The 25,231-nt window shown below is 30.9% G+C and carries 16 protein-coding genes; 14 read left to right on the forward strand and 2 right to left on the reverse strand.

Annotated elements, in window-relative coordinates; all coding sequences use genetic code 11:
• The first annotated feature begins 16 nt into the window (after positions 1-16).
• The 11 genes from JL193_RS05725 to JL193_RS05775 all read left to right on the forward strand — a co-directional run bounded on the left by JL193_RS05725 (position 17) and on the right by JL193_RS05775 (position 19,292).
• Positions 17-502: an ABC transporter ATPase gene (locus tag JL193_RS05725; RefSeq protein ID WP_207972884.1), complete on the forward strand. Its 486-nt coding sequence runs from the start codon at positions 17-19 to the stop codon at positions 500-502.
• Positions 503-504: 2 nt separating this feature from the next.
• A complete protein-coding gene (locus tag JL193_RS05730) occupies positions 505-1,650 on the forward strand; it encodes a lycopene cyclase family protein (RefSeq protein WP_207972885.1) in 1,146 nt (381 codons plus the stop codon).
• A 142-nt stretch (positions 1,651-1,792) separates the two neighbouring features.
• Positions 1,793-2,953: a site-specific tyrosine recombinase/integron integrase gene (xerA, locus tag JL193_RS05735; protein WP_207972886.1), complete on the forward strand. Its 1,161-nt coding sequence runs from the start codon at positions 1,793-1,795 to the stop codon at positions 2,951-2,953.
• Positions 2,954-3,468: 515 nt separating this feature from the next.
• Positions 3,469-4,551, forward strand: a complete 1,083-nt coding sequence (locus tag JL193_RS05740; RefSeq protein ID WP_207972887.1) for a restriction endonuclease PLD domain-containing protein — start codon at positions 3,469-3,471, stop codon at positions 4,549-4,551.
• 4,073 nt (positions 4,552-8,624) lie between these two features.
• Entirely contained in the window at positions 8,625-8,948 is a 324-nt protein-coding gene (locus tag JL193_RS05745; protein ID WP_207972888.1) for a helix-turn-helix domain-containing protein, read from the forward strand.
• A 1-nt stretch (position 8,949) separates the two neighbouring features.
• Complete coding sequence (locus JL193_RS05750; RefSeq protein WP_207972889.1) at positions 8,950-11,415, forward strand: N-6 DNA methylase; 2,466 nt, start codon at positions 8,950-8,952, stop codon at positions 11,413-11,415.
• A 1,247-nt stretch (positions 11,416-12,662) separates the two neighbouring features.
• Positions 12,663-13,706, forward strand: coding sequence for a ligand-binding sensor domain-containing protein (locus tag JL193_RS05755; protein ID WP_207972890.1), 1,044 nt, complete (start codon positions 12,663-12,665; stop codon positions 13,704-13,706).
• Between the two features lie 147 nt (positions 13,707-13,853).
• Positions 13,854-14,936 (forward strand): restriction endonuclease PLD domain-containing protein, encoded by a 1,083-nt coding sequence (locus JL193_RS05760; RefSeq protein WP_207972887.1) that lies wholly within the window; start codon positions 13,854-13,856, stop codon positions 14,934-14,936.
• Positions 14,937-16,033: 1,097 nt separating this feature from the next.
• Positions 16,034-17,203, forward strand: coding sequence for a hypothetical protein (locus tag JL193_RS05765; RefSeq protein WP_207972891.1), 1,170 nt, complete (start codon positions 16,034-16,036; stop codon positions 17,201-17,203).
• A gap of 205 nt (positions 17,204-17,408) precedes the next feature.
• Positions 17,409-18,491, forward strand: a complete 1,083-nt coding sequence (locus JL193_RS05770) for a restriction endonuclease PLD domain-containing protein (RefSeq protein ID WP_207972887.1) — start codon at positions 17,409-17,411, stop codon at positions 18,489-18,491.
• Between the two features lie 129 nt (positions 18,492-18,620).
• A complete protein-coding gene (locus tag JL193_RS05775; protein WP_207972892.1) occupies positions 18,621-19,292 on the forward strand; it encodes a hypothetical protein in 672 nt (223 codons plus the stop codon).
• A 153-nt stretch (positions 19,293-19,445) separates the two neighbouring features.
• On the opposite strand, the gene JL193_RS05780 is transcribed toward JL193_RS05775, so the two are convergent.
• The gene (locus JL193_RS05780) at positions 19,446-20,417 is read right to left on the reverse strand and encodes an IS110 family RNA-guided transposase (RefSeq protein ID WP_207970637.1); all 972 of its coding nucleotides are present in this window, start codon (positions 20,415-20,417) and stop codon (positions 19,446-19,448) included.
• A 1,335-nt stretch (positions 20,418-21,752) separates the two neighbouring features.
• Positions 21,753-22,730, reverse strand: coding sequence for an IS256 family transposase, variant Zn-binding type (locus tag JL193_RS05785; RefSeq protein WP_243456851.1), 978 nt, complete (start codon positions 22,728-22,730; stop codon positions 21,753-21,755).
• A 551-nt stretch (positions 22,731-23,281) separates the two neighbouring features.
• Here JL193_RS05785 and JL193_RS05790 point away from each other — a divergent pair.
• From JL193_RS05790 to JL193_RS05800, 3 genes are all read left to right on the forward strand, one after another.
• A complete protein-coding gene (locus JL193_RS05790; protein WP_207972893.1) occupies positions 23,282-23,557 on the forward strand; it encodes a hypothetical protein in 276 nt (91 codons plus the stop codon).
• Positions 23,558-23,618: 61 nt separating this feature from the next.
• Complete coding sequence (locus JL193_RS05795) at positions 23,619-24,587, forward strand: BF3164 family lipoprotein (RefSeq protein ID WP_207972894.1); 969 nt, start codon at positions 23,619-23,621, stop codon at positions 24,585-24,587.
• A gap of 9 nt (positions 24,588-24,596) precedes the next feature.
• Positions 24,597-25,148, forward strand: coding sequence for a hypothetical protein (locus tag JL193_RS05800; RefSeq protein ID WP_207972895.1), 552 nt, complete (start codon positions 24,597-24,599; stop codon positions 25,146-25,148).
• Positions 25,149-25,231 lie beyond the last annotated feature (83 nt).

The following is a 25,231-nucleotide window of genomic DNA, read 5'->3' on the forward strand; positions in this document are numbered from 1 at the left end:
CTTCAAAAGAAAAACAATGTTAGTAGAGTTCGATTCGATTCCAGAAGACGCAAAAGTGTGGATTTATCCATCTAGCAGAAAATTCTATGCCAATGAAATTGATGAAGTTGAACAAAAAGTAAAAAACTTCGTTAAAACTTGGAAAACAGATAGCGAAAACTTTAAAGCTTCCTATAAAATTTTACACAATCGTTTTATTGTTTTAGCGGCAGACCATCTTACAACAACACTTTCTAACAAAGATATAGATGCCTCTGTTGCCTTTATTTTAGAATTACAAGAAACTTATAAAGTAGCGCTTTTAGATAAAATGAATGTTTGTTTTAAACAAGGAAAGTATATACAATACAAAGAATTAAAAGACTTTAAAAAATTGCTTAAAAACAAAGCAATAACTGCAAAAACCATTATTTTCGACAACTTAATTGCCACAAAACAAGAATTCGAAAACCATTGGCAAGTTGCTATTGAAGACAGTTGGTATGGCCGATTTTTAAGATAAGAATGACAAAATACGACTACATAATTGCAGGTGCAGGTTGTGCAGGTTTAAGCCTATTATACTCTCTTTTACAAGACCCTGTGTTGCAAAATCGGTCTATTTTAGTGATAGACAAAGACGATAAAAAAAGCAACGATAGAACTTGGTGTTTTTGGGAAAAAGAACCAGGCGTATTTGAAGCAATTGTACATGCCAAATGGCATACTTTAGAGTTTTTATCTACCAATTTCGAAAAAAAATTAGATTTAGGCACCTATACTTATAAAATGATACAAGGTATCGATTTTTATAACTTTGTAATTAATTTTTCGAAAAAATTCCAAAACGTAACTTTGCTGCAAGAAAACATTCTTTCTATAAATTCTGATGGAAATTTAGCAACCCTAACAACAAAAAACGCTGTTTACTCTGCAAACTATATTTTTAATTCTACCAATTTTTTCAATCCAAAAATAACCGAAGAAAATTCACTTTTACAACATTTTAAAGGTTGGGTTATTAAAACAAAAACACCTTCTTTTAATGCTAAAGTTGGGCGTTTAATGGACTTTAGAGTTTCGCAAGAAAATGGCGCCACTTTTATGTATGTTCTACCAACTTCTACAACCAAAGCTTTAGTAGAATACACCCTTTTTAGCCCTACCCTATTACACAAAGAAAAATATGCTTTAGAATTAAAAAAATACATTCGCCAAGAATTAAAAATAAATAATTACGAAATTGTTCACGAAGAATTTGGAGTTATACCCATGTCTTTGGCAAAGTTCGAGCAAAATCCAAAAGAAAATATTGTGAATATAGGAACAGCTGGCGGATTTACAAAAGCCAGTAGTGGTTATACATTTCAGTTCATTCAAAAAAATGTTGCCAAAATTGTGGCAAATTTAAAGGCAGATACCCCCCCAAAACAACCCCTATCTTTCAACCAAAAACGCTTTAATTGGTACGATAGAACATTAATTGATGTTTTGCTTTCAAAAAAATTATCAGGAAAATACATTTTTACTAAAATGTTTAAAAAAATATCTGCAGAAAAAATATTGGCTTTCTTAGGCAACGAAAGTTCGCTCGTAGAAGATATTTCTATAATAAAAACCCTACCTTTAAAACCCTTTTTAATCTCAGGAATTAAACAATTAATAAAATAAAGAAACTTTTAAACGGCACTTTTTTTTTGGGGTAACAATCTCTTACAAAACTAAGTTCGATATAAAAATTATAACAAAATACATAATTGTTTTTAAAATCAAGTATTTTGTTATACCTTTTTGAACTCGTAAAATTATAAAATTGAACAAGTATCCAGAAATTTTCTTAGAACAAAAAGTTCATAGAAAAACACCACAAATCTTTATCAAATTTAAATACAACGATTATTTAATTGGGTTGGTAAAAAACATAAAAGGTTCGCTGTGGAGTAAAACCCATAAGGCTTGGTACTTAAAAAATTCTAGAGAAAACAAACTACTTATTTGGCAAACATTTAAAAATGTTACCACAATACATACAAGTAAAATTTCTAAAAAAGAAACCTTCCAAAGAAATTTAACACAAAACCAAAAAACACTTTTAAACAATTTTTATCTTTATTTAAAAGGCAAAAGATACAGTAAAAGCACCGTACGAACTTATACCTTTTTTATTGCAGATTTTATAAGTTTTCATTCCTCTAAAAGCCTAGAAAGTCTTACCAGTAAAGATGTTGAATCTTTTATTGAAACCGTGTTTATACAACGTAAATATTCAATTAGCACACAAAGACAATTTATAAGTGCCGTTAAAATTTTTATTTGTTTTTGCCCAAACACAAAAATTAACAAACTTTCTTTAGAAAGACCTAAAAAGTCTAAACAATTGCCAAATGTGCTTTCTCAAGAAGAAGTTTTAGATATTATTAAAGTTACACAAAACGTAAAACACAGAACCATTATTACTTTAATTTACTCTTGCGGTTTACGAATAAGTGAGTTGATAAATTTAAAATTAGAAGATTTTAAAATTGATAGAAAGCAACTAGTTGTTAAAGAAGGAAAAGGAAGAAAAGATCGATATGTAAGTTTGGCAGATAGTTTTTTGCCTTTATTATCTAGCTACTACAACAGTTTTAAACCAAAATTTTATTTTGTTGAAGGACAAAGTGGAAAAAAATACAGTGCCGAGAGTGTGCGGCAATTTTTAAAAAGAAGTGCTTTTAAAGCAAATATTAGAAAAACGGTTACACCACATACATTAAGACATAGCTATGCAACACATTTATTAGAAAATGGGGTTGATATTCGCCATATTCAATTGTTGTTAGGACATGCCAGACCAGAAACTACAATGATTTATACACATGTAAAGCGTAAAGATTTAATGAACATTCAAAATCCGTTAGATGTTGCTTTACAGCAAACAAAAAATGTAAATAACAACAATAGAAATATTGTGTTATCCCGTAATTATAATTAAAAAAAACATATATTTGTTTGGATATAACTAGTTGTGAGCAATAAGTCAAACTTTTTGCTTTTTCATATTTACTATTCGGAATTTTTAGAAGCGGAATGTTTTACTTTTTAAATCAATTCGGAAATTGACTAGAAGGAAATTTCGGTTTACAAACTTATCGATTACATCGTGTGAGAGTTACACTATCAAAAACGTTGAAACGTTATTAAGTTTGTAAATTACGGTTTTTTTTTGAGAAAGTCAAATAAAAGATTGAATTTTAGTGATTTAAAAAGTAAAAGGTAGAGAGAATGAATTCCGATTATTTTTTGACGTAACCTTATACAGTTGGTATAAAGTTCATAAAAAAATAAACTAATAAGATATGAAAAGCGAATTATCGTAGCGTTTGACTGACTACGTAAATATGAAATTAGCCAACTAATTGCTATATTTACTGCACACAACAGCGCACATAGCAAATGAGCTTCGCTATTCACTTGCCATGTACGCATACGTTAGCCGTAATTTAAGAAATGAACGAAATAATCAACAATTTAACAAGAGACAATCATTTGCAAAAACTATTAATGAGTTTTGAAAATGCAATTGATATTCTTATCGTTAGTCCATTCATTTCAAACTCTTTTGACTTTTTCCCTTTTGCAAAATTGAAAAGAATTAAACGGTTGACAATAATAACAACTCTTAAACCTAAAGATTTAGACCAATACTCTAAAGTTCCTTTTTTCAAACAATTATTTGAATTTTGTAATAACTCTAATATTGAATTGAATCTTTTGATTGAAAACTCATTGCACGGAAAAGTTTATATTTCAAAATATGAAAATGGAGCTTCAGAAGCTATAATAACTTCAGCAAATTTTACAAACAATGGTTTAAGATTAAATAACGAATGGGGAACTAAAATTAGTAACCAAGAAAAAATATCCGAACTTGAAAATGGAATTTTAAGCAAGGTAATTTTGGAGCCATTAAAAGAAAAAGATATTGACCATTTTTTAGAACTGATTGCTAAAAACCCGAAAAAGGGAACTAATAGTAATCCAACAGATTTAGATTTAAGCAAGCAAATAGAATTAAAAGAGAATCCGTTTTTAGTTGAAAAAAATGTTAACTACTGGCTTAAACCGATTGGAGTTAGTGGAGACATAATTCCTTGGGATAGGGAATTTGATGAAATTGACAGCGATTTACATTTTTCCAAATTGAGACCAAAAGGAGTTAAAAAGAATGACATTCTCATTTGCTATGCAGTTGGACATTCAAATATTCTTTCAATCTATAAGGTCAAATCAGAAGTAAAATATACCGGAAATGAAAATGACAGATGGCCATACTATGTGATTGGAGAAAATCTAACACCTTTTTATGGACAAAATTGGAATTCTCAAAACATTACAATTACAAACCAAAAGAATGAAGTGATTAAACAAGGAAAATTCAATGTCACACCAAGCGGGAAAAATAGTTTTGGGAGTTTAATGCGTGGTGCAGACAAATTAAGACTGACACCTGAATTTGGGGAATATTTGATTGAAAAAATAGCAAAAATTGATAACGAAATAAAAACTACGGCTAACAATGGCTATAAGTAATTGCTTGTTCTCGCCTACTTCTGAAAATCCGCGCGGATTTTCAGTTTGGTGTGTACTTGTAAAGTTAAGTACTAACCCACGCAACTACTCATAGCCGAGACCGTTGTAAAAAACTGGCTGAATCGCGCCAAAAACAAATCAGTTCTCCAAAAATAACTTTTAGTTTTTTACCGTTTCGAAATCTGAAAAAAAATTGAATCCAAAAATGCGGAACACTCTCTCGCTCGCAAAATTCAGGCGGAATTTTGCAAACGATTAAAACTATAAAATACTGAAAATCAAATACTAAAGAAATTTTACTCAAATCCTGAAAATCATTTTGGGGGAATGCTTACTCAAACGCTGAATTTAGAAAGTTGGCGGAATTGAACAAAATCTGAAAAATTCTAAGCGTGAAAAAATCACTCAAAACGGAATTTATAACTGAATGAAAAAGTGAGAATTTTAAAAGCTGAAAAATAAATTACGGAAAATTAAACCCGCTTTTTACAACACCGCTTATAAAAAATTGCTACTTTTAGCCATATTAAAGTTGGTTGCTTTTTTTGCCTACTACTGAATTTCCTTCGGAAATTCCTCGCAGACAAAATCGCAACTTTCCATAAACAAATACGTTGTGAGCAATAAGTCAAACTTTTTGCTTTTTCATATTTACTATTCGGAATTTTTAGAAGCGGAATGTTTTACTTTTTAAATCAATTCGGAAATTGACTAGAAGGAAATTTCGGTTTACAAACTTATCGATTACATCGTGTGAGAGTTACACTATCAAAAACGTTGAAACGTTATTAAGTTTGTAAATTACGGTTTTTTTTTGAGAAAGTCAAATAAAAGATTGAATTTTAGTGATTTAAAAAGTAAAAGGTAGAGAGAATGAATTCCGATTATTTTTTGACGTAACCTTATACAGTTGGTATAAAGTTCATAAAAAAATAAACTAATAAGATATGAAAAGCGAATTATCGTAGCGTTTGACTGACTACGTAAATATGAAATTAGCCAACTAATTGCTATATTTACTGCACACAACAGCGCACATAGCAAATGAGCTTCGCTATTCACTTGCCATGTACGCATACGTTGTAAAAAACTGGCTGAATCATGCCAAAAACAAATCAGTTGTTTAAAAATAACTTTTAGTTTTTTACCGTTTCGAAATCTGAAAAAAAAATTGAATCCAAAAATGTGGAACACTCTCTCGCTCGCAAAATTCAGGCGGAATTTTGCAAACGATTAAAACTATAAAATACTGAAAATCAAATACTAAAGAAATTTTACTCAAATCCTGAAAATCATTTTGGCGGAATGCTTACTCAAACGCTGAATTTAGAAAGTTGGCGGAATTGAACAAAATCTGAAAAATTCTAAGCGTGAAAAAATCACTCAAAACGGAATTTATAACTGAATGAAAAAGTGAGAATTTTAAAAGCTGAAAAATAAATTACGGAAAATTAAACCCGCTTTTTACAACACCGCTTATAAAAAATTGCTACTTTTAGCCATATTAAAGTTGGTTGCTTTTTTTGCCTACTACTGAATTTCCTTCGGAAATTCCTCGCAGACAAAATCGCAACTTTCCATAAACAAATACGTTAGCAAAAACTGCTGATTTGCGCAAAAAAAGCATAAGCCCTTTAAGCCTGGTTTTTTATCAAAATTGTGATTTTAAACTCTGAATTTTAAAACGAAAGAAAAAGGAATTTTTAAAATGTGGAACACTCTCTCGCTCTCAAAATTCAGGCGGAATTTTGCAAATAGTTGGAATCGTAAAACGTGTGAATTCACTCAAACTCTGAAAAAATTAAAGGCGGAATTCTTACTCAATTTTTGAGTTTAAAACGTTTTTTGAATTAAGCAAAATGTAGAATTAAAATCTTTGCGGAAAATAAAAAAAACGTTGAAAAAAAACATAAAAACACGCATTTGCTAACACCGTTTATAAAAAATTGCTACTTTTAGCCTTATCAAAATTAGTTGCATTTTTGCCTACTACTGAATTTCCTTCGGAAATTCCTCGCAGACAAAATCGCAACTTTCCATAAACAAATACGTTGGCATTCATAGCCCATTCAAACTCCGAAAAGTGAATTTATAGTTTGGAAAAACTTGAATTTTAATGAGAAAAACTGAAAAATGCGGAACACTCTCTCGCTCGCAAAATTTTGAGAAATTGAGAAAAAATGAACTAAAAAATGCTTGAATTTACTCAAATCCTGAAAATCAGTTTCGCGGAATGCTTACTCAAACGCTGAATTTAAGAAACTTGCAGAATTGAGTAAATGCGGAAAATCAGAATTGCGGAAAATTCATTCTAATGCTGAATCAAAAACTTGGCGGAATAATCACTAAAAAACAGAATTATAAACTAAAAAAAACTACGAAATGCCAACACCGCTTATAAAAAATTGCTACTTTTAGCCTTATCAAAATTAGTTGCTTTTTTGCCTACTGCTGAATTTCCTTCGGAAATTCCTCGCAGACAAAATCGCAACTTTCCATAAACAAATACGTTGTGAGCAATAAGTCAAACTTTTTGCTTTTTCATATTTACTATTCGGAATTTTTAGAAGCGGAATGTTTTACTTTTTAAATCAATTCGGAAATTGACTAGAAGGAAATTTCGGTTTACAAACTTATCGATTACATCGTGTGAGAGTTACACTATCAAAAACGTTGAAACGTTATTAAGTTTGTAAATTACGGTTTTTTTTTGAGAAAGTCAAATAAAAGATTGAATTTTAGTGATTTAAAAAGTAAAAGGTAGAGAGAATGAATTCCGATTATTTTTTGACGTAACCTTATACAGTTGGTATAAAGTTCATAAAAAAATAAACTAATAAGATATGAAAAGCGAATTATCGTAGCGTTTGACTGACTACGTAAATATGAAATTAGCCAACTAATTGCTATATTTACTGCACACAACAGCGCACATAGCAAATGAGCTTCGCTATTCACTTGCCATGTACGCATACGTTAGCAAAAACTGCTGATTTGCGCAAAAAAAGCATAAGCCCTTTAAGCCTGGTTTTTTATCAAAATTGTGATTTTAAACTCTGAATTTTAAAACGAAAGAAAAAGGAATTTTTAAAATGTGGAACACTCTCTCGCTCTCAAAATTCAGGCGGAATTTTGCAAATAGTTGGAATCGTAAAACGTGTGAATTCACTCAAACTCTGAAAAAATTAAAGGCGGAATTCTTACTCAATTTTTGAGTTTAAAACGTTTTTTGAATTAAGCAAAATGTAGAATTAAAATCTTTGCGGAAAATAAAAAAAACGTTGAAAAAAAACATAAAAACACGCATTTGCTAACACCGTTTATAAAAAATTGCTACTTTTAGCCTTATCAAAATTAGTTGCATTTTTGCCTACTACTGAATTTCCTTCGGAAATTCCTCGCAGACAAAATCGCAACTTTCCATAAACAAATACGTTGGCATTCATAGCCCATTCAAACTCCGAAAAGTGAATTTATAGCTTGGAAAAACTTGAATTTTAATGAGAAAAACTGAAAAATGCGGAACACTCTCTCGCTCGCAAAATTTTGAGAAATTGAGAAAAAATGAGCCAAAAAATGTTTGAATTTACTCAAATCCTGAAAATCAGTTTCGCGGAATGCTTACTCAAACGCTGAATTTAAAAAACTTGCAGAATTGAGTAAATGCGGAAAATCAGAATTGCGGAAAATTCATTCTAATGCTGAATCAAAAACTTGGCGGAATAATCACTAAAAAACAGAATTATAAACTAAAAAAAACTACGAAATGCCAACACCGCTTATAAAAAATTGCTACTTTTAGCCTTATCAAAATTAGTTGCTTTTTTGCCTACTGCTGAATTTCCTTCGGAAATTCCTCGCAGACAAAATCGCAACTTTCCATAAACAAATACGTTGTAAGCAAGCTGAAAAAAGCCACCACACGGGCAAGCACATTTCATTTTGCTCGTGCCTCACAAAATAAAAAGAGCTTGCCCTTTCCCACCGCCACCCATAAATAAGATGATTGCAATTTGGAATATTTCCATATATTTGCTAAATATCAGCAAGATTAAAGATAGCAAGATAGAATAATGGCAACATTCGGAGAATTTTTAAGGTCAGAAAGAGATAGAAAGGGATTAAATCAAAGTGATTTTGGTCAAGAAGTTGGAGTTATAATGACGGACATAAGTAAAATAGAGAACGGACATAAAAAATTTCCTTATGCTAATCTTCAAAGACTTGCGGACTTTTTAAAAAAAGATATTGAAGAATTAAAAAACTTATACGTTGCGGACATTTTAGTTGACGAAGTGCATAAATATAATTGTTCGGATTCTGTTTTTTCAGTTGCAGAATCCCAATCAAAATATTTAAGAAACAAGAATGTAAAACAAGGTACATTAGGATTGTAAAATGGCAAAAAAAAGAAAAAACGAATCTAAAGTTGATATTGACCTATTCAACTATTTGTCAAATACTAAGAAATATTATAATTCTTGGGAGACAAAAAAAACGTCCAATTCATACATTCAGACTGTTTTAGATACTTCTAGTAAAAGCGGAACAGGATTTCGTGGAGAACCTGATTTGATTTATGTAAATGAAAATAAGAAAATCTTAATTCTTGTTGAAAATAAAGATTCGATTGGAGACCACGAATCGAAAAAAAGAAATAAACCTAAAGATTTCGCTGTAGACGGAGCAATTCATTATACCTCATTTTTTCTCGAAGAAAACCTTGATAATATAAACTCTTCTTTAAAGAAACATTTTAAAGATTGGTCAATAATCGGAATTGCATTTTCAGGTGACATAAATGACGAATACAATCATTTAGTTACAACATTTATAATTTCCGAAAATGAACTAAAAGATATTGAGACCAAAGAAATTCTTGATGAAGAGGATTATTTAGCTTTTTTTGAGAATATTGATATTGAAAGTATTTCGAAGAATATTTCGAAATCCTCTAGTGAAATAAATAGAATTCTTAGAACATTAGATTCCCAAAAGAGACCTATACTTTTAAGTGCACTAATGATTTGTCTTTATGACAAAGATAATGTTGCAAATGACTTTAAAAGAAGTTACAGTAATTGGTCAACCGCAAACATTATTAGAAATATTCCAACAACTATACTTGATATTCTTACTAACGAAAGTATAGATACTGATAAAATAAATACTCTTATAAATGAACTTGCATTTATAACAACTGATAACGATTTAAATTCTTCTGATATCTTGAAAGATATCCTTAAAGAGCTAGAAAACAATGTAATTCCATTATTCAACAAAAAAACCAACTATGATATAATTGGTAAATTTTACGAAGAGTTTTTGAGATATGCAGGTGTTGCTAATGTTAAGAAAGGAATAGTTTTAACACCTAGTCATATCACACAATTGTTTACGGAACTCGTTGATTTTCGTACAAATGATGTGATTTTTGATACTTGTTGTGGAACAGGAGCATTTCTCATATCAGGAATGAATAAATTAGTTAAAGAAATTGAAAACTCTAACCTAACTAATAAAAGAGAACGAATTGAAACCTTAAAGCAGAACCAATTAGTTGGCTTTGAAAATAGCAGTACAATGTATTCTCTTGCAATTTCGAATATGTTATTTAGAGGAGATGGTAAGTCTAGAATTTATCACGTTGATGCATTTTCTGAAAAAGCCACAGATGTACTGATAAATTTAAGACAAGAAGGAATTACACCTACAATTGGTTTCATTAATCCGCCATACGGAGGAAAAGATAATAATACAAACCCAACTAAAAAAGAGATTCAATTTCTTGAATCCCTCTTAGATAACGTAAGTCGTTTTGGAGTAATTATAGCACCTCTTTCTACTTATTTTAAAGATGATGTTATAAGGAATAGAATTCTGTCGAAACATACCTTAAAATACGTTATCAATATGCCAGGGGAATTGTTTCAACCAAATGCTGCAACGCATACTGCTGTTGCAGTTTTCGAAACTAACTTTCCTCATAATAATAAAGAGGTTGTATTCTACAATTTAGAGGATGACGGATTTATTCTTTCTAAGAACAGAGGAAGAACAGATGTTCTTAATAAATGGAATCCAATAAAAAAGGATGTCCTCAATAAAATTGACAATGCTAAATCCCTTCAAGATAATTTAACTTTAGTTCAAACTAAAATATCTTCAAATGATGAATGGATAATTCAAGCCCATTCAAAAACGGATTACCACCATTTAAGTGAAAAATCCTTTGTAAAAAGTATCAAGCAGTATTTGATATTTTCTTTAAAATTCAAGCTAAACCTACTTAATAAAGATATAGATGAAATTACTTTACTTGAACTTTTGGATGATAGCATAAAAAGAGAACCTGAAATTTTGAAGTCGTCATTAACATTTGAATTTGATACTTGGAAGGAATTTAATTTTTACGATGTATTTAAATTTCAAAGAGGTAAACGATTAACCAAACTAGACCAAAATGATGGAGATATAGCATACATTTCTTCTACAAAAGAAAATAATGGAATTGACAATTACATATCACCACCTGATTATATGACGGTTTATAATAATTCTATGACAATTAATAATAGCGGAAGTGTTGGTTATGTGTTTTATCATAATTATGATTTTGTGGCTTCAGACCATTGTACCGTTATTTCAATTCTTGACGAAAAGATTGAATTGAATGAATACATAGCCATATTCTTAAAACCAATTATTGAATCGATTAAACCCAAATACAATTTTGCCAGAGAAATTAGTGATTACAGACTAAACAAAGAAAAGATTTCATTGCCGGTTGACAAAAATGGAAAACCGAATTGGAAATATATGGAAGACTATATAAAATCATTGCCTTATTCGTCTTCGTTATAATCCCAACAGCAATGCTCAAGCACATTGCAATCCTCGTTCCTGCGGTTGCAAAGAGCTTTCACGCCAACACTCACTTCTGAATAAACAGAAAAACCTCGGAAAAACCAAGCAGAACGGAGAAAGCCAGCTTACAACAATGTATAAAAATAATAGCGGTTTAATCGCTAAAATGAAAGTTAGTAAATATTAAGAAGGTCTGTGTTTAACCGAAAAGTTAGTGCTTTAAAATCCGCTACTATTCTTATACTAGACCGTTGGCATTCATAGCCCATTCAAACTCCGAAAAGTGAATTTATAGTTTGGAAAAACTTGAATTTTAATGAGAAAAACTGAAAAATGCGGAACACTCTCTCGCTCGCAAAATTTTGAGAAATTGAGAAAAAATGAACTAAAAAATGCTTGAATTTACTCAAATCCTGAAAATCAGTTTCGCGGAATGCTTACTCAAACGCTGAATTTAAGAAACTTGCAGAATTGAGTAAATGCGGAAAATCAGAATTGCGGAAAATTCATTCTAATGCTGAATCAAAAACTTGGCGGAATAATCACTAAAAAACAGAATTATAAACTAAAAAAAACTACGAAATGCCAACACCGCTTATAAAAAATTGCTACTTTTAGCCTTATCAAAATTAGTTGCTTTTTTGCCTACTGCTGAATTTCCTTCGGAAATTCCTCGCAGACAAAATCGCAACTTTCCATAAACAAATACGTTGTAAAAAACTGGCTGAATCGCGCCAAAAACAAATCAGTTCTCCAAAAATAACTTTTAGTTTTTTACCGTTTCGAAATCTGAAAAAAAATTGAATCCAAAAATGCGGAACACTCTCTCGCTCGCAAAATTCAGGCGGAATTTTGCAAACGATTAAAACTATAAAATACTGAAAATCAAATACTAAAGAAATTTTACTCAAATCCTGAAAATCATTTTGGGGGAATGCTTACTCAAACGCTGAATTTAGAAAGTTGGCTGAATTGAGCAAAATCTGAAAAATCCTAAGCGTGAAAAAATCACTCAAAACGGAATTTATAACTGAATGAAAAAGTGAGAATTTTAAAAACTGAAAAATAAATTACGGAAAATTAAACCCGCTTTTTACAACACCGCTTATAAAAAATTGCTACTTTTAGCCTCATCAAAGTTGGTTGCTTTTTTGCCTACTGCTGAATTTCCTTCGGAAATTCCTCGCAGACAAAATCGCAACTTTCCATAAACAAATACGTTGGCGGTAATTAAAAACTGAAAAATGTCACAATATAAATGCATACTCTTAATCTTAATTTTTGCTCTTTCCTGCAAAACAGACAAGGATAATACGAATAGAAAAGAAAGTAAGATTGATTTGGAAATTGATACAGATAAATCGCTATCTCTAATTTCAAAAGTTGACACTATTTTTGACACCAATGCACCTAAAAGAATAACAAGGAATATCAAATTGGATAGTCAAGGAAACTTACTAATTGCAGCTTATGACGATATAATTAGATACAATGGAGATTCATTTAGTCTATTAAACAAACCCGAGAGTTTAAAAAGCTGGTATGCATTTGATGTTTTAGAAGATAGTAAAGGGAATATTTGGATAGCAAGTGACCAATCAGGAGTATTTCGGATTGATTCTCAAACTGGTACTGTTAAAAATTTTACGACAGAAGATGGACTCGGCCATTTAAGAAATATGTGCATTTATGAAGACAAGGATGGAAATATTTGGGTAGGTGGCCAAGGAGGTTTGAGTAAATATGACGGAATAAAGTTTAGGAATTTTACAATCAAAGACGGATTACCTCATAATGACATTAACACAATTCTTGAGGATAATAAAGGAAATATTTGGTTTGGGACAAGAGGAAATGCGGGACTTTTCAATGGACATACATTTTCTGAATTAAAAAATAATGAGGGCAAATCATTTTTCAATGTTTGGTCAATCATTGAGGACAAATCAGATAATGTATGGTTAGTTGATAGTAGTGGTCTTTGGAAATATAGTAATGAGACCTTTATTTATAAAAAACAAAATGTTTGGAAAATTTACGAGGATTCGAAACGTGATTTTTGGCATACAGGAATGCTTAATGGAGGAGCTTCGACGCTCAAGCATATTGAAGGAGACACAATAAACAATAACGATTTTGATGTGACGGAGGTTTTTAAATCAGAAAAAATGTTTTTTGGAATAGTGGAAGATAAAAAAGGTAATATATGGATAGGTGGTGGAGATGGAATTTGGTTATACAATGGTAAAACTGTTGAATATTACACAGGAACTAAAAAAATAAAATAACTACCGCCAACAATGGCTATAAGTAATTGCTTGTTCTCGCCTACTTCTGAAAATCCTCGCAGATTTTCAGTTTGGTGTGTACTTGCAAAGTTAACTGCTAAACCACGCAACTACTCATAGCCGAGACCGTTAGCCGTAATTTAAGAAATGAACGAAATAATCAACAATTTAACAAGAGACAATCATTTGCAAAAACTATTAATGAGTTTTGAAAATGCAATTGATATTCTTATCGTTAGTCCATTCATTTCAAACTCTTTTGACTTTTTCCCTTTTGCAAAATTGAAAAGAATTAAACGGTTGACAATAATAACAACTCTTAAACCTAAAGATTTAGACCAATACTCTAAAGTTCCTTTTTTCAAACAATTATTTGAATTTTGTAATAACTCTAATATTGAATTGAATCTTTTGATTGAAAACTCATTGCACGGAAAAGTTTATATTTCAAAATATGAAAATGGAGCTTCAGAAGCTATAATAACTTCAGCAAATTTTACAAACAATGGTTTAAGATTAAATAACGAATGGGGAACTAAAATTAGTAACCAAGAAAAAATATCCGAACTTGAAAATGGAATTTTAAGCAAGGTAATTTTGGAGCCATTAAAAGAAAAAGATATTGACCATTTTTTAGAACTGATTGCTAAAAACCCGAAAAAGGGAACTAATAGTAATCCAACAGATTTAGATTTAAGCAAGCAAATAGAATTAAAAGAGAATCCGTTTTTAGTTGAAAAAAATGTTAACTACTGGCTTAAACCGATTGGAGTTAGTGGAGACATAATTCCTTGGGATAGGGAATTTGATGAAATTGACAGCGATTTACATTTTTCCAAATTGAGACCAAAAGGAGTTAAAAAGAATGACATTCTCATTTGCTATGCAGTTGGACATTCAAATATTCTTTCAATCTATAAGGTCAAATCAGAAGTAAAATATACCGGAAATGAAAATGACAGATGGCCATACTATGTGATTGGAGAAAATCTAACACCTTTTTATGGACAAAATTGGAATTCTCAAAACATTACAATTACAAACCAAAAGAATGAAGTGATTAAACAAGGAAAATTCAATGTCACACCAAGCGGGAAAAATAGTTTTGGGAGTTTAATGCGTGGTGCAGACAAATTAAGACTGACACCTGAATTTGGGGAATATTTGATTGAAAAAATAGCAAAAATTGATAACGAAATAAAAACTACGGCTAACAATGGCTATAAGTAATTGCTTGTTCTCGCCTACTTCTGAAAATCCGCGCGGATTTTCAGTTTGGTGTGTACTTGTAAAGTTAAGTACTAACCCACGCAACTACTCATAGCCGAGACCGTTGGCATTCATAGCCCATTCAAACTCCGAAAAGTGAATTTATAGTTTGGAAAAACTTGAATTTTAATGAGAAAAACTGAAAAATGCGGAACACTCTCTCGCTCGCAAAATTTTGAGAAATTGAGAAAAAATGAACTAAAAAATGCTTGAATTTACTCAAATCCTGAAAATCAGTTTCGCGGAATGCTTACTCAAACGCTGAATTTAAGAAACTTGCAGAATTGAGTAAATGCGGAAAATCAGAATTGCGGAAAATTCATTCTAATGCTGAATCAAAAACTTGGCGGAATAATCACTAAAAAACAGAATTATAAACTAAAAAAAACTACGAAATGCCAACACCGCTTATAAAAAATTGCTACTTTTAGCCTTATCAAAATTAGTTGCTTTTTTGCCTACTGCTGAATTTCCTTCGGAAATTCCTCGCAGACAAAATCGCAACTTTCCATAAACAAATACGTTGTAAAAAACTGGCTGAATCGCGCCAAAAACAAATCAGTTCTCCAAAAATAACTTTTAGTTTTTTACCGTTTCGAAATCTGAAAAAAAATTGAATCCAAAAATGCGGAACACTCTCTCGCTCGCAAAATTCAGGCGGAATTTTGCAAACGATTAAAACTATAAAATACTGAAAATCAAATACTAAAGAAATTTTACTCAAATCCTGAAAATCATTTTGGGGGAATGCTTACTCAAACGCTGAATTTAGAAAGTTGGCTGAATTGAGCAAAATCTGAAAAATCCTAAGCGTGAAAAAATCACTCAAAACGGAATTTATAACTGAATGAAAAAGTGAGAATTTTAAAAACTGAAAAATAAATTACGGAAAATTAAACCCGCTTTTTACAACACCGCTTATAAAAAATTGCTACTTTTAGCCTTATCAAAATTAGTTGCTTTTTTGCCTACTGCTGAATTTCCTTCGGAAATTCCTCGCAGACAAAATCGCAACTTTCCATAAACAAATACGTTAGCCACAAGCAAACCAAGACCTTATGAAAATAGCGTTCCATTTTGACTCACAACACGAATCGCTAGCGACTTTCTACGGACTCGATTTACAAGAAAAAATTTTTAGACTAATTTTAAATCATAGAAACCTATCTGCCAACTCAAAAGTTTTTGTTGGAGACTTGCTAATGATGATGATAGCAAGAGATAAAACAACAATCAGCGAAACTCAATTTTCATACTCGTTTAATGAAGAAAAATATTTGAATGTGTTCTATCATTGGGCAAATCCTCAAAATGTCACGTGGAAAAGATACTCTGAAGAAAATATTGAACATTCTTTCGGAAAAGATATTTACGTGATTTGCTTTGAAAGTATAGACCTAAAAACTGCTGAATATCTTAATACTGAACTAGAAAATAATCCAGCTTACCTCGGAGCTCTCGAAGTTGATGACTCATCCGAAATTCATTGGATTCTTTATAGTCAATCATTAATTGCACTAGGTCGAATTCACAACGATGAATTCAACTTATTTCATCAACCAGAAGATGACACAGAGGACTTATTGATTAACGATTACGAAACCTTTGGTTTTAAAAAAATAAATCCAGAATCCTTAAATGGACGTTACACAATATTTGATACTTATTCGAATTTTGAAGAGGCAAGAAGAATAGCGGAATGGAAAAGAAATTCAGGCGGGCTTTTAGCTTTTATTGCGGATGAAATAGTTTCAAAACTTTCTGACATTGCGCCTGATATTGGCAACAAATTATGGTCTGCACTTAAAACATTTGAGGATTCTGAAACTAATGAACAGCTTGCCCAAGTAACCGCTTCTTGCCGAAGAATTTTCGAATATGTAGTCGATTGTATATTCCCACCATCAGATGAAAAAATGGATGGTCATTCTTTAAAAGCTGATAAATATAAGAATCGCCTTTTTGCATATGCAGATACTTCGAGAAAGAGCAGTACAAACATTGATTTGATTGTCGCCACAACCAAAACTTTATTTGAACAATGGGATAAACTGAATAGTTTAGCGAATAAAGGAGTGCATAGTGAAGTATTTCGAGCCGAAACCAGACGATGTCTATTAAGGACAATAATGTTATTAGACGACATAGTTTCTTTAAAAGAAAAACCATTTGACATAAAGCCAAATTTGAACTTTGATGATATATTCGGCAAAAATGCCAGTGGCTAACAATGTATATAAAAAATAGCGCAAGTCATTGCTAATACAAAGGTTTGGGCATTTGTGGAAAGTCGCCAAATTTTTAAATTTGACGATTTCCAGTGAAAAAATAAATAGTAAAATTTAAAAATTCGGCTTGTGTTTAATCCGAAAAGTAACAGTTTGTTTTCAGCGCTACTTTTCATATACGGAGCCGTTAGCCGTAATTTAAGAAATGAACGAAATAATCAACAATTTAACAAGAGACAATCATTTGCAAAAACTATTAATGAGTTTTGAAAATGCAATTGATATTCTTATCGTTAGTCCATTCATTTCAAACTCTTTTGACTTTTTCCCTTTTGCAAAATTGAAAAGAATTAAACGGTTGACAATAATAACAACTCTTAAACCTAAAGATTTAGACCAATACTCTAAAGTTCCTTTTTTCAAACAATTATTTGAATTTTGTAATAACTCTAATATTGAATTGAATCTTTTGATTGAAAACTCATTGCACGGAAAAGTTTATATTTCAAAATATGAAAATGGAGCTTCAGAAGCTATAATAACTTCAGCAAATTTTACAAACAATGGTTTAAGATTAAATAACGAATGGGGAACTAAAATTAGTAACCAAGAAAAAATATCCGAACTTGAAAATGGAATTTTAAGCAAGGTAATTTTGGAGCCATTAAAAGAAAAAGATATTGACCATTTTTTAGAACTGATTGCTAAAAACCCGAAAAAGGGAACTAATAGTAATCCAACAGATTTAGATTTAAGCAAGCAAATAGAATTAAAAGAGAATCCGTTTTTAGTTGAAAAAAATGTTAACTACTGGCTTAAACCGATTGGAGTTAGTGGAGACATAATTCCTTGGGATAGGGAATTTGATGAAATTGACAGCGATTTACATTTTTCCAAATTGAGACCAAAAGGAGTTAAAAAGAATGACATTCTCATTTGCTATGCAGTTGGACATTCAAATATTCTTTCAATCTATAAGGTCAAATCAGAAGTAAAATATACCGGAAATGAAAATGACAGATGGCCATACTATGTGATTGGAGAAAATCTAACACCTTTTTATGGACAAAATTGGAATTCTCAAAACATTACAATTACAAACCAAAAGAATGAAGTGATTAAACAAGGAAAATTCAATGTCACACCAAGCGGGAAAAATAGTTTTGGGAGTTTAATGCGTGGTGCAGACAAATTAAGACTGACACCTGAATTTGGGGAATATTTGATTGAAAAAATAGCAAAAATTGATAACGAAATAAAAACTACGGCTAACAATGGCTATAAGTAATTGCTTGTTCTCGCCTACTTCTGAAAATCCGCGCGGATTTTCAGTTTGGTGTGTACTTGTAAAGTTAAGTACTAACCCACGCAACTACTCATAGCCGAGACCGTTGTGCAACATTTCAAGCAAGATTGAATGAATAAGGTAATTTCAACATTGATACTTATTTCCATTCCGATTTTATCCACCGGACAGAATTTAATTGACAGTCTCGAGTCAAAGGCCATCAATAATCAGAAACCCGAAAAATGGAATCTGGAACTTTTGGAGATGTACAAAGAAAATGCCGAGGGCGAAAAAACGGAGCCCCTGCATGACTTCGCCTTCCCCGTGGAGGAATATGACTACTATGTTTTTACCAAACCGTTCCACTTTCAAATCGGAGATTCACATTTTTCCGGAATCGCATTTGGAGAAAATAGAGAGATATCGAAGGGCAAATACGAATTTAAACATGAAATGGCCATAATTTTTCATACCGGAGAACAAGACATCCAAATCAATGGTCAGGCATCTTCCCGCAATTACCCATATTTATTAGGTCAAGGACAGATCGGACTAGAAAATGTATTTGACTTTATCGGTATCAAAAGCGTCAAAGAGGATTCGGGTTACATTTTGGTAAATCTCAAAACATTTGACTTGCGCTTTGGGCAGACGGTCATAATATTTCCGAACAAAGACAATTCATTTTACTACCTACAATCAAGAGAAGAACCGGAAACGGACAAAAAATTCGACGAATTCATTGATAGATTAAAAAAAGATGACCGAATACCCGAGATGATTGAACTCCGGACTAAATAAACCGGTGACGCCTATCGAAAATTCATACATTAAAAATATAAATACAAAGAATTTGCTACGTGATTACTTTGATTGAAACCTTTACAAACAACTATAACAGGAGAAAAAACGTTGCACAACAAAGTACTGTGGTAAAAAACAAGTAAAAACTCATTAATTTTTTACGAAAGTACTTTTATAATTTTCATCATATATTAATCCTGATTTTGCTATTGCAAAGACCTGTTTTAGTAGTTTATTACAGACTGCGATTAAGGCTAATTTTTTGCTCTTTCCCTTGGCTACGATTCGTTGATAAAGATCTCGACAAGCCTTGTTGTATTTGCACGCATTAAAACTACACATAAACAATAAATTTCTTAGTTTTTGATTCCCTATTTTACTTATTCTCGATCGTCCTTTTACACTACTACCACTTTGTCTAATTGTTGGCGTTAGACCTGCATAACTACACAATTCACTACCACTCGTAAAACGCTCAAATCCATCGGTTAAAACTACTAACATTAAAGAGGTTTTGGGACCAATGCCTGGGATGCTTTTTAAACGTGTTAAAACATCGTTATGAACTTCTTTTACTAAAATTAATAGGTCTTCTTCTATCGTTTTTATTTCTTTCTCAACATGTTTTAAACTGCGTTTTAAAGACCTCACAACAGATTTACTTGGTGTACCTAAAACGGCTTCGCCATGTAATTTATTTTTCAGCATAGTGCTCTGCTTTGTATATGCTGAAAGGGTTCTTGTCATTTGTAAACATTCCAGCTGATGTTTAGAATTGCCTTTCCACAACTTTAATTTAACCTGCTTTGCATACTCACAAATTAGTTTAGAATCGCTCTTATCTGTCTTTATTTTAGACAATTTCATTTGAATAAAACGTTTTACCGATAATGGATTTTCTACCGATAATTTAAAACCTTTTTCTTGTAAATAATAGGCTAATTGGTAATGATAATAACCGGTAGCTTCCATCACGCAATGACTCTTTAAATCTAATAATTTTACAAACTTTTTAAAGCCTGTTAAATTGTTTTTAAACTGGTAATAATTGCCATCTGAATCTGTGACATCAAAAAATAAATGACTGATGTCTATTCCAAAATATTTAATATCTTTATTCATAAATAAATGTTTTTACGAAAGGACATACTACGCGAGTTTCAACGACTTAAAAGCGAGGTCTAAAAGCCTCATAGAACTGTACGAAATCTGTGTAGAAAAGAGAGGGGATTTTCAATGTTGACGAAGTCTATGCTTCTGCGTGTATATTAACCTTACTCCTCTCTTTTGTCTTTTCTTAATTATGTTCAAATTTAATGAATTACAAACTTAAGACGTGTAAAAAAATTGCTGGTAAAAGCCTACTTGCGAAAGTCCTCGCGGACTTTCTTGGTTGGTAATTATTTACTAAATTAGTTGCTTAAAACACGCAACAAACCATATACAACAACGTTGGCATTCATAGCCCATTCAAACTCCGAAAAGTGAATTTATAGCTTGGAAAAACTTGAATTTTAATGAGAAAAACTGAAAAATGCGGAACACTCTCTCGCCCGCAAAACTTTGAAAAATTGAGAAAAAATGAGCCAAAAAATGCTTGAATTTACTCAAACTCTGAAAATCAGTTTGGCGGAATGCTTACTCAAACGCTGAATTTAAAAAACTTGCAGAATTGAGTAAATGCGGAAAATCAGAATTGCGGAAAATTCATTCTAATGCTGAATCAAAAACTTGGCGGAATAATCACTAAAAAACAGAATTATAAACTAAAAAAAACTACGAAATGCCAACACCGCTTATAAAAAATTGCTACTTTTAGCCTTATCAAAGTTGGTTGCTTTTTTGCCTACTGCTGAATTTCCTTCGGAAATTCCTCGCAGACAAAATCGCAACTTTCCATAAACAAATACGTTAGCAAAAACTGCTGATTTGCGCAAAAAAAGCATAAGTCCTTTAAGCCAGTTTTTCTATCAAAATTGTGATTTTAAACTCTGAATTTTAAAACGAAGGAAAAAGGAATTTTAAAAATGTGGAACACTCTCTCGCTCGCAAAATTCAGGCGGAATTTTGCAAATAGTTGGAATTGTAAAACGTGTGAATTCACTCAAACTCTGAAAAAATTAAAGGCGGAATTCTTACTCAATTTTTGAGTTTAAAACGTTTTCGGAATTAAGCAAAATGCGGAATTAAAATCTTTGCGGAAAATAAAAAAAACGTTGAAAAAAACATAAAAACACGCATTTGCTAACACCGCTTATAAAAAATTGGGTAATGGTGCCAAAAATAGTTGGTGTTTTTTTCAAAAACATTTACTATTTTATCGGCATTAATCTGAAGAGGAGATAAGCTCTGCTGAGGAGCAACTTATTAGCAATAAGATTAATCTTATACAGAAATAAAAAGGACTTTTATCAGAGTCCTTTTTTTATTTCTGGTAAGTTGTATGGCTTAAAAAACCTACGTTTTGTTTTTAAAGTATAAATACCACATTATATATTGTTTTCTATGTGTATAGGATAATCCTCTATGAATGTTTAAATGTCCTTTCATATGTCCGAAAAAAGACTCAATAGAGTTGGTAGATTTAGGTATTCTAGGGTTATCTAAATAATGAAACATGTTAGGCAATGCTCTCTTTATGGACATAAAAGATCGACGAACCATTTTATGGGTATACCAGTACCTTCCAGTTTCTAAATTATAGCTTTTTTCATTGATATAGCCTTTGTATTTCTCATACCAATTATGAAGTTTTAATAGCCAAAAACTTAATTGAAAATGTGACGTAATTAAATGCATTTCAGAAGTTATTTTCTTTAAGTCTTGACCTGCAAAACTCTTGGGGTGTTTGGTTAGCCATATCCTGCAATCTCTTTGTATATGTACTAAACAGCGTTGTAAAATGACATTTGGGATTACTTTTTTTACTGCCTTTAATATAGATTTGTGCCCATCGCTTGTAATACTTTCAATCTGTACACCTAGTGCTAGTAAATTTTCTAAATCCTCTTTAATTTCCAAATAATGTTCACCATTTGTTAGTCTGTAGAGTTGTGTGAATTTTATAGTTGCATCTCTGTACAAAACTAGGCAAATTCCATTGCTAAAATAAGTTGCGTCTATCAATAAGTTTACTTTCTCTGATGGATAAACGGAGAGCCTTGGAGGCTTTGACAAATAGTTGTCAAAATAACGTTTAAGCGTTCTTACTGAATAACCACTTTCTTTTGAAATTTCTTGTATTGTTCTTCTTTTTATAATCCATTTTTCGAACCAAATAAATCGATTAGATTCTTGTACTGATTGGTTGTGAAATGTAAATAATATGCTACAAGAATTGCACTTATAACGTTGTTTGTTTTTTTGTTTACCCCCATTTAATTGTGTCGAGACTTTGGCAAGCCCAACAACGCTTTTTTTTGATGTTTTCATCATACAAAAAAAGTTTATTGAAACCAGTTTCAATAAACTTTTAATTTGCACAGTATTTATAAGGGTTTCAAAAGATTTTACCAACTATTTTTGGCTATTAAGCCAAAAATTGCTACTTTTAGCCTTATCAAAATTAGTTGCATTTTTGCCTACTACTGAATTTCCTTCGGAAATTCCTCGCAGACAAAATCGCAACTTTCCATAAACAAATACGTTATGCCACATTATGACCCGTCCAGAAATAAGTCTAAATAGAGTTAAAAAAATAGCAAACGGACAAAATTTGTCCCTCAAACATATTTATTTTGTAAGAATAATTAATCTATAAAACCTCTGAGACAAAAAATTAAAATATATCACAATGTTTAACTTAAAAAATGAAAACCTATGAAATAGATTAACAAAAACATCTCAGAGGAAATCTTTGTTATTTGAGATTACAGCCTTAAAATTCTGTTTGTTTTGCAAAAGTAAAACTCCTCGCTGAACTAAAAAAATAACACAAACTTATTTTAAGAGAGTAAAGCTCTCAATAACAATTAAAAATTTCATAAATGAAATCAAAAATTTTAACAAGTTTAGGAATAGCCGTAATTGCCATGGCATTATTTTTAAACACAAATTCTATCAATGACAACAAATCTAATTTAGATTTAGCTAGTTTTATAAGTCTAAATACCGCTAACGCTGAAGGTGGATATTCATGTACTGTAACTAGTACTTGTTTCATGGGTTTTGGTACTGTAAGTGGTTCAGTAAGTTGTAGTGGCAGTACTTGTTCAAGAGGTTCTGAATGGGTAAAATGTGATGGAAAAAAAACGGAATGTTAATTTATGACCTAAACCAACGTAGAGTTGCTGTGGCAACTCTACGTTTTATAAACAAATATATATGAGAATTAAAGCACTGCTATTATGTGTATTTTGCATTATTATATCTTCTTGTTCGAAACACAAAGGAATTGAAATTTCTAAATTAAAAAAAGAGAGAGTTATTGAGCGACTTTCGGATTCTTCTTTTATTTATGATGTTCGAGCTATTATTAATTATAATGAAGATATTTATTTATCAGATTATAAAAGAAATCAAGTAATTGTATTAGATGAATCATTAAAACTAAAAAAAACATTAGGTTCAGCAGGAAAAGGTCCTGGGGAATTTATTGGTCCTTCGCAATTATTTATTGATAATGATACAATTTACGTAATGAACGACGGACACAGAACTATTGAAGCTTTTGATTTTTTTAAACATCAAAAAACAATTTCTCCTCCCAAAGAAATTAGATTATCAGCTGAGAAAAAGTTTGTTAAATCAAATAACTATTTTTATTTGTCAAATGTAAATTCCCATGGAAGTATAAGTAGATACAATTCATATAACAAGAATATCAAACAATTTGGGTTAATAGAAAAGTATAGAACAGAAAAAGAAACCCGAATAAAGAACGGTAAATATATTTTAAAATATCAGGATTTTATTATAGCTGTTTCAGACAATAAACCAAAATTAGAAATGTATAATATGACAGGTGACTTTGTTTTAGAATTTGATTACAGAAGTATCAAATCTGTTTCAAATACTATGGACTATATTGAAAAACAAAAACAGGAAGAAAATAGTTATTATGAGTTTGTTTCAGATGCATATTTGTTTTCAGATAAGCTCTATTTATTAACTCTTTTTTATAATCAGAATAAGATGTTTTCAAATAAAGTGCTAGAGATTGAAATAAACAATACTGCTTTTAGAGCATCTAGATTATTAGATTTAGGCAATGACTGGTTTGAATCTATTTGTATTACAAAAGGTACTTTATTGGCTTCAAATGGTTCTCTAGTAGAATTTAAATTAAAATAATTTCTTCTTATGGTAAAAGAAAGGACAGTTATTTTAATTATGATTATTTCCCTTATTTTTTCATGTAAAAAAAGCATAAAAAATAGTGAAGTCATAATAGATAAATCAAACAATGATGAATTTGTGAAAAAATTAGAAAAACAAATGTCATTTATCAAAGGAAAAAAAATCAGTTCTCTGTCTAAAATTGTAGGAGATACTATTAATACTTCTAATAAAGTATTTTTCTTATATAACGGATTTGACTGTGAAGTCTGTATAGATATAGGTTATGAAATAGGGAAAAAAATAGATTCAATAAATAATGGTAAACTTGTAAACATCATTTCATCTTCTTCAAATGTTGGAAGAGACCAATTAAAAAACAACTATAAAAATTTTGTTTTCAATGACGAAAAAGATTTAATAAGGAAAGAATTAAAATTTATATACACTCCTGTTTTTATCATTTTGAATAATGATAGTGAAGTCAAAGATATATTTTTTCCTAACTATGTAAGAAATAAAAAGGAAGAGGAAACTTTTATTAAAAAATGTATAGAAAACTCCCAAAAATTTTGATGAGATGATCAAAAAGTCGAGTAGGTAAAGGGGAATTTCCCCCCTAAACCTCTCACAGAACCGTACGTGATAGTCTCCCATCA

It is taken from the genome of Polaribacter batillariae, from assembly GCF_017498485.1.
Classification (GTDB): domain Bacteria; phylum Bacteroidota; class Bacteroidia; order Flavobacteriales; family Flavobacteriaceae; genus Polaribacter; species Polaribacter batillariae.

Bases quoted from the DNA above. Each gene is read 5' to 3' on its own strand.
- JL193_RS05750 (WP_207972889.1), top strand. From the start codon at position 8,950: ATGGCAAAAAAAAGAAAAAACGAATCTAAAGTTGATATTGACCTATTC.
- JL193_RS05745 (WP_207972888.1), top strand. From the start codon at position 8,625: ATGGCAACATTCGGAGAATTTTTAAGGTCAGAAAGAGATAGAAAGGGA.
- JL193_RS05790 (WP_207972893.1), top strand. From the start codon at position 23,282: ATGAAATCAAAAATTTTAACAAGTTTAGGAATAGCCGTAATTGCCATG.
- JL193_RS05780 (WP_207970637.1), bottom strand. From the start codon at position 20,417: ATGAATAAAGATATTAAATATTTTGGAATAGACATCAGTCATTTATTT.
- JL193_RS05775 (WP_207972892.1), top strand. From the start codon at position 18,621: ATGAATAAGGTAATTTCAACATTGATACTTATTTCCATTCCGATTTTA.
- JL193_RS05730 (WP_207972885.1), top strand. From the start codon at position 505: ATGACAAAATACGACTACATAATTGCAGGTGCAGGTTGTGCAGGTTTA.
- JL193_RS05760 (WP_207972887.1), top strand. From the start codon at position 13,854: ATGAACGAAATAATCAACAATTTAACAAGAGACAATCATTTGCAAAAA.
- JL193_RS05770 (WP_207972887.1), top strand. From the start codon at position 17,409: ATGAACGAAATAATCAACAATTTAACAAGAGACAATCATTTGCAAAAA.
- JL193_RS05740 (WP_207972887.1), top strand. From the start codon at position 3,469: ATGAACGAAATAATCAACAATTTAACAAGAGACAATCATTTGCAAAAA.
- JL193_RS05725 (WP_207972884.1), top strand. From the start codon at position 17: ATGTTAGTAGAGTTCGATTCGATTCCAGAAGACGCAAAAGTGTGGATT.
- JL193_RS05765 (WP_207972891.1), top strand. From the start codon at position 16,034: ATGAAAATAGCGTTCCATTTTGACTCACAACACGAATCGCTAGCGACT.
- JL193_RS05755 (WP_207972890.1), top strand. From the start codon at position 12,663: ATGTCACAATATAAATGCATACTCTTAATCTTAATTTTTGCTCTTTCC.
- JL193_RS05800 (WP_207972895.1), top strand. From the start codon at position 24,597: ATGGTAAAAGAAAGGACAGTTATTTTAATTATGATTATTTCCCTTATT.
- JL193_RS05795 (WP_207972894.1), top strand. From the start codon at position 23,619: ATGAGAATTAAAGCACTGCTATTATGTGTATTTTGCATTATTATATCT.
- JL193_RS05785 (WP_243456851.1), bottom strand. From the start codon at position 22,730: ATGATGAAAACATCAAAAAAAAGCGTTGTTGGGCTTGCCAAAGTCTCG.